Source organism: Bacillus sp. SN32 (assembly GCF_002837495.1).
Taxonomy (GTDB): Bacteria; Bacillota; Bacilli; order Bacillales; family Bacillaceae; genus Bacillus; species Bacillus subtilis.
Map to the genome: position 1 here is coordinate 1 of NZ_PJCT01000023.1, position 255 is coordinate 255.

The following is a 255-nucleotide window of genomic DNA, read 5'->3' on the forward strand; positions in this document are numbered from 1 at the left end:
TACGGAATATAAGACCTTGGGTCTTATAAACAGAACGTTCCCTGTCTTGTTTAGTTTTGAAGGATCATTCCTTCGAAACGTGTTCTTTGAAAACTAGATAACAGTAGACATCACATTCAATTAGTAACACAAGATATCACATAGTGATTCTTTTTAACGGTTAAGTTAGAAAGGGCGCACGGTGGATGCCTTGGCACTAGGAGCCGATGAAGGACGGGACGAACACCGATATGCTTCGGGGAGCTGTAAGCAAGC

The 255-nt window shown here is 42.4% G+C and carries 1 rRNA gene; it reads left to right on the top strand.

Annotated elements, in window-relative coordinates:
• Positions 1–158: 158 nt before the first annotated feature.
• Positions 159–255: ribosomal RNA gene (locus CW370_RS21125) — 23S ribosomal RNA — on the top strand; the annotation flags it as partial.